9 protein-coding genes are annotated in these 12,657 nt (G+C 73.2%); 4 read left to right on the top strand and 5 right to left on the bottom strand.

Annotated features, from left to right (window positions below; translation table 11 throughout):
* Positions 1-45: 45 nt before the first annotated feature.
* On the bottom strand, positions 46-618 hold the full coding sequence (locus ACIBKY_RS27130; RefSeq protein WP_397100674.1) for a YbhB/YbcL family Raf kinase inhibitor-like protein: 573 nt from the start codon (positions 616-618) through the stop codon (positions 46-48).
* A gap of 120 nt (positions 619-738) precedes the next feature.
* On the opposite strand from ACIBKY_RS27130, the gene ACIBKY_RS27125 reads away from it, so the two are divergent.
* A complete protein-coding gene (locus ACIBKY_RS27125) occupies positions 739-3,882 on the top strand; it encodes a BTAD domain-containing putative transcriptional regulator (RefSeq protein WP_397100672.1) in 3,144 nt (1,047 codons plus the stop codon).
* On the opposite strand, the gene ACIBKY_RS27120 is transcribed toward ACIBKY_RS27125, so the two are convergent.
* On the bottom strand, positions 3,866-4,663 hold the full coding sequence (locus tag ACIBKY_RS27120; RefSeq protein WP_397100670.1) for an ABC transporter permease: 798 nt from the start codon (positions 4,661-4,663) through the stop codon (positions 3,866-3,868). The two genes, ACIBKY_RS27125 and ACIBKY_RS27120, sit on opposite strands and share 17 nt — an antisense overlap.
* Entirely contained in the window at positions 4,664-5,611 is a 948-nt protein-coding gene (locus ACIBKY_RS27115; RefSeq protein WP_397100668.1) for an ATP-binding cassette domain-containing protein, read from the bottom strand.
* Positions 5,612-5,706: 95 nt separating this feature from the next.
* Here ACIBKY_RS27115 and ACIBKY_RS27110 point away from each other — a divergent pair, with 95 nt between their 5' ends.
* Together ACIBKY_RS27110 and ACIBKY_RS27105 are read left to right on the top strand one after the other, a co-directional pair.
* On the top strand, positions 5,707-6,240 hold the full coding sequence (locus ACIBKY_RS27110; RefSeq protein WP_397100666.1) for a PH domain-containing protein: 534 nt from the start codon (positions 5,707-5,709) through the stop codon (positions 6,238-6,240).
* Positions 6,237-7,961 (top strand): PH domain-containing protein, encoded by a 1,725-nt coding sequence (locus ACIBKY_RS27105; protein ID WP_397100664.1) that lies wholly within the window; start codon positions 6,237-6,239, stop codon positions 7,959-7,961. The genes ACIBKY_RS27110 and ACIBKY_RS27105 overlap by 4 nt, the downstream gene beginning before the upstream one ends.
* 190 nt (positions 7,962-8,151) lie before the next feature.
* On the opposite strand, the gene sepH is transcribed toward ACIBKY_RS27105, so the two are convergent.
* Together sepH and ACIBKY_RS27095 are read right to left on the bottom strand one after the other, a co-directional pair.
* Entirely contained in the window at positions 8,152-10,422 is a 2,271-nt protein-coding gene (gene sepH, locus ACIBKY_RS27100; RefSeq protein WP_397100662.1) for a septation protein SepH, read from the bottom strand.
* Between the two features lie 159 nt (positions 10,423-10,581).
* The gene (locus ACIBKY_RS27095; RefSeq protein WP_397100660.1) at positions 10,582-11,715 is read right to left on the bottom strand and encodes a S8 family serine peptidase; all 1,134 of its coding nucleotides are present in this window, start codon (positions 11,713-11,715) and stop codon (positions 10,582-10,584) included.
* Positions 11,716-11,828: 113 nt separating this feature from the next.
* Between ACIBKY_RS27095 and ACIBKY_RS27090 the strand changes: the two genes are divergently transcribed.
* On the top strand, positions 11,829-12,641 hold the full coding sequence (locus ACIBKY_RS27090) for a hypothetical protein (RefSeq protein WP_397100658.1): 813 nt from the start codon (positions 11,829-11,831) through the stop codon (positions 12,639-12,641).
* The last annotated feature ends 16 nt before the right edge of the window (positions 12,642-12,657 follow it).

Here is a 12,657-nt window from a genome sequence, read left to right as displayed (position 1 = left end):
TAAGTGAAGAATTGGTAACCATTACTACCTGCGGTGTTCGACCTCTCACTCGATGTGGACCACCGTCAGTCGCCCCCGGGCGATGGTCCGGTCCGCGATGTTCTTCAGGACCTTGGGGAGAGAGGCGCCCCCCTCGACCGTCACCGGCTCGTCCAGCGCGTAGACGCTGAACCGATAGGTGGCCTTGTCGTCGCAGGGTGGCTCATAGCCTTCCTTGCCACTCGTCACCTTGGCCTGGCCGGTGTCGTCGTCCGGCAGTGCCTCGGTGGCGTTGGGGCCGAGCTCGGTCCAATCTGGCGGAATGTTGTAAACAACCCAGTTGACCGCGGGATTCGTGCCGGTGTGGGTGTCGAGCACGATCGCGATCGACTTGGCCCCGGGCAACGGCTCACCCGACCAGCGCAGCGGCGGACTGCCCTGGTTGCCCTTGCAGGAATATTCACGGGGCAATGGCTTGCCCTCGCGCAGTTCTGGACTCGTGACGTTGAGCTGGCCGATGTCCTTGGCCATCGACCGGCCCGGAAGGAGCGCGCACCCCGACGACGCGAGCGCCAGCGCGACCGCCGCCGCGAGGACGACGGCCCGTCGCACGCGTGTCGCCGTGTAACGCAGCCCCATGCCGGATGATGCTACGCGGCTCACGGCGGTGCGCCGACCGTTTCGCGAGGGTCGGTGGCGAGGGAAGGGCCGGAAATCATCCAGAATCGTGGGATGGAGAAGGTGAGCTTGGACACAAGCATGACCTTCGCCATTCTCGGCCCGCTCGAGGTTCGCCGGGACGGCGAGGTCGTGGAGATCGCAGGTCAGAGGCTACGCACCCTCCTTGGCCTGCTGGTTGTCGAAGCGGGCAGGACCGTTCCCCTGGCGACGCTGATCGCCGGGGTGTGGGCGGACCGGCCGCCTGACGGGGTCGCCAACGCCCTTCAGGCGCTGGTTTCCCGGCTTCGGGCGGCACTCGGCAAAAACCCGGTGCGCCAGCTCATCGTCGCGGAACCGGCCGGGTACCGGCTGGTCGCCGGTCCTGACCAGGTGGACGCGCACCGCTTCGCCGTACTGGCCGGGGAAGGGCAGGCACGGCTCGCGGAAGGGGACGCCGCGACGGCGGCCGGGTTACTGCGGGAGGCGCTGGCGCTGTGGCGCGGTCCCGCGCTCGCCGACCTCGCCGACCTGGACGTGGTCGCCGCCTACATCGCCCGTCTCGACCATCTCCGGCTGGCCGCGGCGGAGGACCGGATCGAGGCCGACCTGCGGCTCGGGCGGCCTGCCGACGCGCTCGACGGGCTGGCCGGGCTGCTGGCCGTCCACCCGCTGCGCGAGCGGCTGCACGGCCTGCGCATGCGCGCACTCCATGGCGCGGGCCGCCGTGTGGAGGCGCTGGCCGCCTACGAGAGCGCCCGCCGTGCCTTCCGCGACACCCTGGGCGCCGATCCTTCTCCCGAACTGGCCCGGATCCACCTGAACCTGCTCCGCGACGAGCCCGTGGTCCGGACGGAGGACTCCCGCGAGCGGCGGGCGGGAAATCTGCGGGCCAGGCTGACGAGCTTCGTCGGCCGTGATCGTGATGTTGCTCACATCGGTGATCTTCTGGGCCGGCACCGTCTCGTCACCGTGCTCGGACCCGGCGGCGCCGGCAAGACCCGGCTCGCCGTCGAGGCCGCCGCCGCGCTCGCGCCGCCCGGCGGGGCCTGGCTGGTGGAACTGGCCGGGGCCGCGGACGTCGCGCAGGCCGTGTCCGCCGCCCTGGAACTGCGTGACGGCACCCGCGTCCCGGGTCCCGAACTTCCGATCGAGCGGCTCGTGCGGCTCATCGGCGACCGCGAGCCGCTGATCGTCCTGGACAACTGCGAGCACGTGATCGACGACGCCGCCGAGCTGGCCGAGCGGGTGCTCGCCGACTGCCCCGGGGTACGCGTGCTGGCCACCAGCCGCGAACCGCTCGCGGTCACGGGCGAGGTGAGCTGGGTCGTGCCGCCGCTGGAGCTGCCCCCGCCCGGCGCCGGCGATCCGCGCGAGTACGCGGCCGTGCGGCTGTTCGCCGACCGGGCGGCCGCGGTCCGCCCCGGCTACGCGCCGGACGCCGCCGAGGCCGCCGCGGTCGCGCGGATCTGCCGGGCGCTGGACGGGCTGCCGCTGGCCATCGAGCTGGCCGCCGCGCGGATGCGCTCGCTCGGCGCGGGCGAGGTGGCCGCCCGCCTGGGCGACCGGTTCTCGTTGCTGACGAGCGGCAGCCGTACGGCCCAGCCGCGCCACCAGACGCTCCGGGCGGTGGTGTCGTGGAGCTGGGACCTGCTGCCCGGACCCGAGCGCGAGCTGGCCGCCCGGATGTCCGTCTTCGCGGGCGGGGCCACGCTGGAGGCCGTGGAGCAGGTATGCGCCGCCGACCTGGAGCCCCTGACCCGCCTGGTGGACAAATCCCTCGTCGTCTTCGAGTCCGGGCGCTACCGCATGCTGGAAACCATCCGCGCCTTCGCCGCCGAACACCTGACCGGGGGAGACCGGATCCGGCGCGCGCACGCCGCGTACCATCTCCGCTTCGCCGAGGAGGCCGAGCCCGGCCTGCGCGCGGCCGGTCAGCTGCGGAACCTCGCCGCGCTCACCGCCGAGCATGACAACCTCGACGCCGCGCTCCGCTGGTGCGTGACGGCCGCGGCGGCCGATCCCGAGGCGGGGGAGATGGCGTTGCGGCTGGTGGGGGCGCTCGGGTGGTACTGGTGGCTGCGGGGCAGCAGGCTCGAAGGCGCCCAGCGTTCGGCCGAGGCGCTGGCCGCGGCGCCGGCGGCTCCGGCGCACCTGCGTGCCCTGGGACTGGCCGTACACGGGATCAACGCCGTCGGCGCGGCGCTGCCGTGGGAGGAGGCGCGCGCCGCGCTCGCGCAGGCCCGCCGTCTCGGCGGGCCCGGCCACCCGCTGGTCGCGCTCGCCATGCCCATGTTCATCCTGTACGGCGGCGCCCAGCGGCTTTCCCGGGAAACCGGCGACCCCCTGGCCGGCGACCTGCTGAACCACACCGACCCGTGGGTCGTCGCCTCCGGCCACCTCACGACCGGCCTGCTCAGCTACTACAGCGGCCGGATCGGCGGCTGTGAGGCCGATCTGCGGGCGGCGCTCGCCGGCTACCGCGCGGTGGGCGACAGATGGGGCATCAGCTCCGCCCTCGCCGCCGTGGCCGACCTCCACGTGCTGCGCGGTGAGATCCGGCAGGGCATCGAGGTCATGGGCGAAGCCCTGGAGGTCATGCGGACGCTCGGCGCCGTCGAGGACATCCCCTACCTGCGCGCCCGCCTCGCGATCGCGCTCAACCTGGCCGGCGACCGAGCGCGGGCGGAGCGCCACCTGGCCGAGATAGCCGATCTGGTCGTCCGCTTCGGCGACCGGGTGGGCGAGGCCGGGGTCACCGCCGCCCAGGGCGACCTGGCCCGCCACGACGGCGACCTGGCCACGGCGCTGGCCTGTTACGGGCGGGCGATGGCCATCATGGAGTCCTCCGACGGAGTGCCCAAGCCGATGATCGCCGCCGTCAACACCTCGCTCGCCCTGATCGCCCTGGACAAGGGGCGCCAGCCCGACGCCCGCCGCCATCTCACGCTGGCCCTGGAGCAGGCGGCCACCTCGGGCGACGCGCAGCTGACCGGTCTGGCCGTGGTCGGCTGCGCCGCGCACGCGCTGGCCGTCGGCGACGCCACCCGCGCGGCCGTCCTGCTGGGCGCGGCCGCCGCGGTCAAGGGCCTCACCACGGTCGTGGACCCCGACCACGCCCGGATCACCCACGACACCCGCTCCGCTCTGCCAGCCGGCTCCTTCGACGTCCACTTCGCCCAGGGTCAGACCCTCGACCGGCCCGCCGCCCTGGCCCTGGCCGGTTCGTTCACACGCGGGTCCTGAAGACCCTGATGGCCAGCGGCGCGAACACCGCCACGAACCCCGCCGCCCACAGCAGTGAGACCAGCGCCGGCGTCGCCACCTCGCCGCCGATGAGCAGCCCCCGGATCGCGTCGGCCAGGTAGGAGACCGGGTTGACCTCCGACCAGGCCCGCAGCCAGGCCGGGAACGTCGCCGGATCGACCAGCGCGCTGCTCGTGAAGGTCAGCGGCATCATGGCGGAGAACGCGATCATCTGCACCTTCTCCGGGCTCGACGCCCTGAGCCCGATCAGCACCGACATCCACGACATGGCCAGCGCGACCACCACCAGCAGCGCCAGCGCCCCGAGCACCCCGGCCACGCCCGTCTGGACCCGGAACCCCAGCACCATCCCGAGCCCCATCAGCAGCGCGAACGCCCACACCTGCTTGAACGTGTCCGCGACGATCCGCCCCGCCAGCGGCGCGGTGCGCGCGATGGGCAGGCTCCGCAGCCGGTCGAACACGCCCTTGCTGATGTCGGTGTTGAGCCCGATCGCCGTGGACAGCGTGTAGAACAGCGCGTTCTGCACCACCAGGCCGGGCAGCGCGAACTGCAGGTAGTCCCCGGTGGAGCCGGAGATCGCGCCGCCGAACACATACGTGAACAGCAGCAGGAACATGATCGGCTGGATGCTCAGGTCGAGCAGGTCCCAGGGATTGTGCTTGACCTGCACCAGGCTCCGCCAGGCCAGCGTGGCCGTCTGCCGGACGGTCGCCCCCGCCCCGGCCCGCCGCTCCACGCGCACAGCAGTCGCCGCCACCTAGACCACCACCTTGGGATCGGCACGGTGGCCGGTCAGAGAAAGGAACACCTCGTCCAGGCTGGACTTGCGCAGGGCGAGCTCGGAGGCCACCACCCCCAGCTCGTCCAGCCGCCGCACCACCGCGGGCACCACCCGCGGATCGTGCACCGGCGCCGTCACCTTCCCGTTGGCGACCTCGGGCGGCGTCTCCACCACGGCCCCCACCACCTCGGCCACCAGGTCGAGCTGGTCGGGGCGCAGCGGGCTCACCTCCAGCACCTGCGCGCCCGTCATGGACTTGAGCTGGTCGGAGGTCCCGGAGGCGATCACCCTGCCGTGGTCGAACACCACGATGTCGTCGGCCAGCTGGTCGGCCTCCTCCAGATATTGGGTGGTCAGCAGCACGGTCACGCCGTCGGCCATCAACCCCCGCACCACCCCCCACAGGTCGGTACGGCTGCGCGGATCCAGCCCGGTCGTCGGCTCGTCGAGGAACAGCACCTGAGGCCGCCCCACCAGGCTCGCCGCCAGGTCGAGGCGCCTGCGCATGCCGCCGGAGAAGGTCTTGGCGGCCCGGCCGCCCGCGTCGGCCAGGTCGAAGCGGTCGAGCAGCTGCCCCGCCCGCGCCCGCGACTCCGGTCTGGACAGGCCGAGCAGACGGCCGATCATGAGCAGGTTCTCGACGCCGGTCAGCATCTCGTCGACCGCCGCGTACTGCCCGGTCAGGCCGATCAGCGAGCGCACCTGATGGGCGTGGCGCACCACGTCGAATCCGCCCACCGACGCCCGGCCCGCGTCGGGGGCGAGCAGGGTGGCGAGGATCCTGACGGCGGTGGTCTTGCCCGCCCCGTTGGGGCCCAGCACGCCGAGCAGCCTTCCCGGCGGGACCTCCAGGTCGACACCGGCCAGCGCGGTGGTCTCGCCGTAGCGCTTGGCGAGGCCCTCGGCCTCGATCGCGTATCGCATGGACCCCACTGTGGCCCACGTCACTGACAGTTCTCTGACCCCGCGCGCGGGCCGCTGAGATAACGCTGACGCGAGCCGCGCCTAAGCTGGGCGGTGTGAGTGAATCCGAGTCCCGAGCGGGGACGCTGCGTGACCCGGCGCACCGCGTCTCGCCCAAGGCCAGGCAGCTGTGGATGCTGGAGTCGTTGATCGGCTTCGTTCTCCTGGTGGGCGGGGCGGTCGTGGTGGCGCGTGTGGTGGGCGGCAGCGGGTGGGGCTGGGTGCCCGGGTGGCTGTCGGCCGACTCGTGGCTGCTGCCGGTGGGGGTGGGCGTGGTGGCCACGCCGTTCCTGGTGGCGGAGCCGTTCGTGCGCTTCGCCGTCCATCGCTGGGAGCTGTCGGGAGACGTCGTGTACGCCCGCTCCGGCTTCCTCACCCGGGAATGGGTGTTCGTGCCGGTGAGCCGGATCCAGACGGTGGACAAGGCGCAGGGATGGCTGGAGCGGCTGTTCGGGCTGGCCACGCTGGAGATCCGCACCGCGTCGCACGCCGGTTCCTCCACGATCAAGGGTCTGGAGTACGGCGTGGCCGCCGGGCTGGCCGACCAGCTCGCCCATCGGGCCGAGCACCTCAGGGACGACGCCACATGACCCCCGACCCCCACCACCTCGACCACCAGGCACAGCCACCCGCGCCGGAAGGCCCGCCCGAGGTGGAAGGCCCGCCCGGGACGGAAGGTCTGCCCGGGGCGGAAGGTCCGTCCGGGGCGGAAGGTCCGTCCGGGGCGGAACACCCGTCTGGGACGGAAGGCCCGTCCGGGGTGGAAGGCGCGCCCGCGGCAGGACCCGCCCATCCCGGGGCGGAAGTGCCCGCGCGCCCTGATTCCCCCGGGCCGCCGGAGGGCTGGGCGGTGCCGGTGCGGCTCAGCCCCAAGGTGCTGCTCATCGACCCGGTCCGCATGCTGCCCTCGCTGCTGCTGCCGCTGGTCGGCGTGCTGTTCGTGGGCGGGTTCTCGCCGCGCTCGTTCCTGTGGGCGGCGCTGGGCGTGGCCGGGACGGTGGTGTTCGCGGTGGTGCGCTGGGCGACGTTCAGCTACCAGATCGCGGGCGACCGTCTGGAGATCAAGCGGTCGCTGATCAGCCGTTCCGTCCGGACCATCCCGCTTGAGCGCATCCGCGGGGTGGACGTCTCCACGCCGCCCATGCACCGGTTGCTCGGCCTCGCCGTACTCAAGCTCGACACCGGAGCCAGCGGCGGCAGCGAGCAGGAGGGCGAGCTCGACGGCGTCACCCTCGCCGAGGCGGAACGCCTCAAGGCGGTGCTCCTGCACGCCCGCGCCCAGGAGCGGCGGCAACCGGCTCCCGACGCCCCTCCGCAGCCGCGGGAGAATGAGCGGATCATCATGCGCGTGCCCCGCGCCTGGCTGCTCTACGGGCCGTTGTCGGGGGCGTACCTGCTGACGCCGTTCGCGCTGGCCGGTGGCGCCATCGGCCTCGCCTTCCAGTGGGGCGACCAGCTCGGCTTCGGCCGCGACGCCGCCTGGGACGCCGGGCAGTGGCTCTGGGACCGTCCCTACCTGCTGCTGGTCGCCGTCGTCCTGCTGGTGGTCGCGATGCCGGTGGTGGGCGGGGTCATGTACGCGGTGTTCAACTGGAACTTCACGCTCAAGGAACGCGACGGCTACCTCGTCGCCGAGCGCGGGCTGATCAACCGCAGGAGCGTCTCCCTGGAATCCCGGCGCGTACGCGGCTATGAGATCGCCGACGCCCTCGCCGAACGCTGGGCCGGAGTCGTACGCGTCTGGGCCATCGTCACCGGTCTCGGCGACTCCCAGGCCCGCGGCCAGCTCCTGCCCGACGTGCCCCGCGCCGCCGCCCACCAGGTCACCGGCGCCGCGATCGGCCCCTTCACCGCCGAACTGCGCCCGCACCCGCCGGTGGCGCGCAACCGCCGTCTGTTCCGCGCGATCGCCCCCTGGGCGGCGCTGGCCGCCCTCGCGCTGGCCGCCGCGCTCATGACCGCCGCCACGGCCTGGTGGGTCCTCGCCGTCGCCACCCTCATCCTGGCCGCGCTGGGCGTCCCGCTGGGCCTCGACCGCTACAGGTCGCTGGGCCACGGGTACGACGGGATCCGGCTGTCGGTGCGTTCCGGGTCGCTGCGCCGTTCTCAGGCGGTGTTCGAACGCCGGGCGGTGGTGGGGTGGCGGATCCGCCAGACGTGGTTCCAGCGCCGCGCGGGCGTCATGACGCTCGTGGCGGGGGTGGGCGCGGGCGAGGGCGGCTACTCGGCCGTGGACGTCTCGGAAACCCAGGCGGTCACCTTTCCCACCGAGGTGACGCCCGACTGGCTTGCCCACTTCATCCGACCTTGACCGCGCGCTCCGGCTGAGGTCCATGCTCTTCTCTTACGGCAAACCACGCCTTTTCTCTTACGGCAAGCCAGGCAGGCGCCCCCCGCCGCCGTGTGCCGGGCCCGGTCGTCAGGCGCCCGGCGGTCGCACGCACGGCCCGCCGTGACGACGCACGGCCGGCCACTTACCGTGGCCGGCCGTACCCAGAGCCTCAGTCCTGCTTGCGGGCACCGAACATGATCTCGTCCCAGGTCGGGACGGAGGCGCGCCGGCCCTTGGAACCCTTGCGCGGCTGCCGGGCCGCGGGTGCGGGCGGCGGCGACGGGACCGGCACCGTCGACGGGTCCTTCGGCTTGGGCTTCGGCTTGGCGATCGGCTCGTCCTTGCCGTCCCTGGCCGCCGGCACAGCCGCCTCCTCGCCCTTGCCCGCCTCGTCCTCCCGAACCGTCTCGACCTCGGCCTCCTTGACAGGAGGCTTCTCGGCAACCGCCTCTTCCGCCTTGGCAGGTTCCACCTTGGCCACCTCAACCGGCGGCGCCACAGGCTTCGGCACCGCAGCCTCGGGAGCCTCGGCCTTCGGTGCCTCAGGCTTGGGTGCTTCGGCCTTGGGCGCTTCAGGCTTGGGCGTTTCGAGCTTGGGTGCAACGGGCTCGTGTGTCTCGGCGTCGGGCGTCCCGGCGTCGGGCGTCTCGGCCTTGGGCGGCTCGATCGGCTGGGCGTCGGCCTTCGGCTCGGGGGCCGGCTCAGGCGCGGCAGGCTCTACCACGACGGCCTCGACCGGAACGGCCTCCACGGGCGCCGCCTCGACCGGCTCGACCACCGGCTCGGAGGCCACGGGCTCCTCGGCGACCGGTTCCGCCGTGAGCTCCTCCACGGCGGACGCAGGCTCGGCGACGGGCTCCACGACCGCGGCCTCTTGCACGACAGCGGGCGCCTCCGGCACAGGTGTGACGGCAGGCGGTTCCTCGGCAGGCGTGACGGCCGGAGCCATGGGCTCGGCGGTCTCCGGCTCCCGGACATCCGGCGCGGCAACCGCCGCCTCCTCCACGACCGGCGCGGCAGAGGCGACGACCTCATCGACGACCGGCTCAGCCGCCGCGGGCTCCTGGACAGCCGGCTCGGCGGCCGGCTCGGGGGCAGATGGCTCCTGGACGGCCGGGGCTGAGGGCACCTCAATGACAGGGGCCGCGGGCACCTGGACGACGGGTGCCGAGGGCTCCTGGGTGACCGCTTCGGGTGACGTGGGCTCCTGAAGAGCGGGGGGTGTGGGCTCCTGGAAGACAGGGGGCGTGGGCTCATGGGCGGCCGGCTCATGGGTGGCCGGCTCCGGGGCTGTGGGCTCCTGGGGGCGGGGTGCGGGGGCCGGGTCGGGGGTGCGGGGGGCCGGGGCGTAGATGGGGTCGGTGTCGCGGGCCTGCGGGCGTTCCGGGCGGTTGGTGGCGAAGTCCGGGTGCCAGGCCGCCGGTGCCCGGCGCACGCCCTCTCCACCCCGCCCGTCGAAGTCGGATGTCTCGTCCTCGAACGGGTACCCGCGCTCGGCCTCCCTGGAGGGGGTCTCGGGCGGGCGGGCGTAGGCGCCTTCGCCGCGGGCCGGTGAGTACGCGTCCCGGTTCGGCGGGAACCCGTCGCGGCCGGTGCCCTCCTTGCCCTGCGCGTACCCCTCACGTCCAGGCGCGAAGCCTTCCCGGGCGGGCGGGAAGGACTCGCGTCCGGGCGGGAAGGCATCGCGTCCGGGAGGGAAGCCGTCACGGCCGGGCGGGTAGGCGACGGCCGAGCCGTCGCCGGGTCTGACCACGGCGGGCGGCTCGTGCCGGATCACCGACGGCAGCGGAGGCACCGGCTGCAGCTTGGCGGCGCGCGGCGCGAACGGCGTGACGGTGGTGTCCTCGGCGGGCGGGTTCGGGTCGAAGTCGGCCGCCGACAGTCTCATGGACTCGTCGTCATGCGGCGTGACGTGCCGCTTGCGCGGGTCGAACAGCCACTCCGCGTGCCGGGTGTGACCGTTCCAGACGTAGCCGAGCTTGACCCGCCACAGGCCGTCGTCGCGTTTGGCGGAGTCCCAGTCGATCTCGTCGGTGGGCACGCCACGGCGGGTGAGGCGCTCGGCGACGAGGTCGCCGAGCGTGGGTCCCGGCGCGGACTCTCCAGGCATGCGAACGGCGACGCGCTGCGCCTGCTGGGCGACGTACTCCCGCTCTTGGAGCACGGGACCCTCGAACCAGCGGACACGCTCGACCGGGATTCCCGCGGTCGCGGCGATCTCTTCCGCGGTCTCTCCAGCGCGAATGCGTGCCTGGATCTCCTTGGGGCGCAACGGACTCTCCACTTCGATCTCGTACTGGCCGAGACGGGAGAAGTTTCCGCGGACGGCAGCGCGGAGCCGGTCGTCCACGGGGAGCGTGAACCGCGTACCCCGCCCGGCTGTCGCCAGGACGAGATAGGTGCCGTCCTCACTCACCGCGACGAGTCGGAGCTCCTGCATGCGAGTCCCTTCGTCAGCGCGCTCATTCTTCCCCCGGACCCTTGAGTCTCTCGCGTGTGCCGGTTGCCTGCCAGCACCGTACCCGGCATGTCCGAACATCGCCTGCCTGGGATACTCCCCAAGCGTTGTGACGCCGGTCACATTTGTCGATTCCATCCTTTATAGCCCGCCGGAGTGCAGCAGGAGGTTAGGGGTCCTCGACGGATTCTGGCGAATCACGCCACGGGTCGCCGTGGACTTGAGCCAAGACGCGAGAGTTGACGGGCTGGAGCCGCGATGGGACTCCAGGTAGAGGGCGGCGACTCCGGACACGTGCGGGGCGGCCATCGAAGTGCCGCTCTCCTCGCGCGTGGCCCCCGCCAGCCAGGCGGAACGCACGTCGACGCCCGGCGCGTAAAGATCGACACAAGGGCCGTGGCCCGAGAACGGCGCCCGCCGGTCCGCCGCGTCGCTGGCCGCCACCGCGAACGCCCGGCGGGCCGGTGACACCGAGCAGGCGCTCTCGCCGGAGTTGCCCGCGGCGGCCACGACCAGGACGCCCGCCCGGGTGAGGTTGCTCACGGCGGCGTCCAGCGCGGGGGAGGGCTCGGCGCCGATCGACATGTTGGCCACGGCGGGGCCGCGGGCGTGCCTGCGTACCCAGTCGGCTCCGGCCAGCACGTCCGACATCGAACCGAAGCCGCAGCCCAGCACCTTCACCGAGGCGATCCTGGCCTGCGGGGCCACGCCGTACGTGCGGCCCGCGGCGACGCCCGCCACCTGCGTGCCGTGACCGCTGCAGTCGGCGCCGCGCCCGCCGGTGGCGTCGAAGGCGCGCCAGGCGCGGTCGCCGAACTCGCGGTGGCCGACGTCCACGCCGCTGTCGAGCACGTAGACGGTGACGCCCCGGCCGGTCGCCGTGGAGCGGTGGCGGCCGTCGAGGGGGAGCTCGCGCTCGCCGAGCCGGTCCAGTGCCCAGCCGTCCATGGGGTGGACCTGCCGGTCGGGTTCGAGCGAGCGTACCCGCGCGTCGGCCCGCAGTTCGGCCACCTCCCTGTCGCTCAGCCACGTCGCGAATCCGGGCAGGACGGCCGTGTAGTAGCGGCGTACCCGCCAGCGCGCCTCGCTGACCAGGTCCCGCGCGTCGCCGCGCGTGTGCGCGGTCACGATGTACGGGCGGGTGGGCTCCGTCACCACCGGCCGCGCGGACAGTCCTGAGGCGGGCTCGGTCACGGCGAGCGGGGCGACGGTCGTGACGGCCGTGGCCACGGCCGCGGCGGCATAGACGGAGGGCAGTCCGAATCGGCGGGGCACGGCCCTTGAGCCTTCCTGTCGCGCAGGTCACAGGAACAACAGGACACGCACTCGCGTCTATTCACGAGGAAGCTCTTTACCTGTCGGATGACAAGAGGGGACTGATCTGGAGGATGAGCGGCGAGCAGCGGAGGTTCGAGCTGAGCGTGCCGCAGGTCCTCGGTGGAGCCCTGGCCGCGGTGACCGCCGCGGTGGCGGCGTCGTATCTCGGCGTGGCGGGGACGGTGATCGGCGCGGCCGTGGCCAGTGTGGCCAGCACGGTCGGCAGCGCGATCTACACGCACTACCTGAAGCGGACCGGCGAGAAGGTCAAGGAACACACGGTGCTCGCGTGGCGCGAGCACGAGGACGGCGAGGAGGTGCCGCCGCACCGCGACGGCGAGGGAGAGCTGGCCACCGCGGCACAGGCGACCCTCCGCGACGAGCCGCCGCCGGAGCCGGGCGCGGCGGAGGCGACCCTGGTCATGGCGGCGGTGGAGAAGCCGGAACGGCGCCGCCCGCTGCCGTGGCTGAAGCTCGGGTTCGCCGCCGCGCTGGTCTTCGCGATCAGCATGGGCGCGATCCTCATCTACCAGGCGGCCAGCGGCTCGGCGATCCCCGACCAGCTGCCCGGCAAGCGCCCGGCCTCGGTCAGGGAGGAGCCCAAGGGACCGGTCCAGGAGGACGAGCACACCACGCCGCCCACCGAGACCCCGGCCACCCGGGAGGAACCGGAGTCCACGCCGACCCCGACGCCCACTCCGACACCCAAGCCGACCAAGACCAGGACGCCGACGCCCACCCCGACGCCGACCGGGAGCGATGAGGTGGAGCCGTCGGGCGAGCCGACCACGGACCCGCCCGAGGAGACCGGCCGGCCCGAGGAAGAGGCCACCCCACCCCCGGACGACGCACCCGCCGACCAGGACCGCGCCCCCATCCCCTGACAAACCCCCTCCCATC

This window comes from Nonomuraea sp. NPDC050394, assembly GCF_044459065.1.
Classification (GTDB): Bacteria; Actinomycetota; Actinomycetes; order Streptosporangiales; family Streptosporangiaceae; genus Nonomuraea.
The sequence above is the reverse complement of the archived record's forward strand: the minus strand, read 5'-3'. Positions and strand labels throughout refer to the sequence as shown.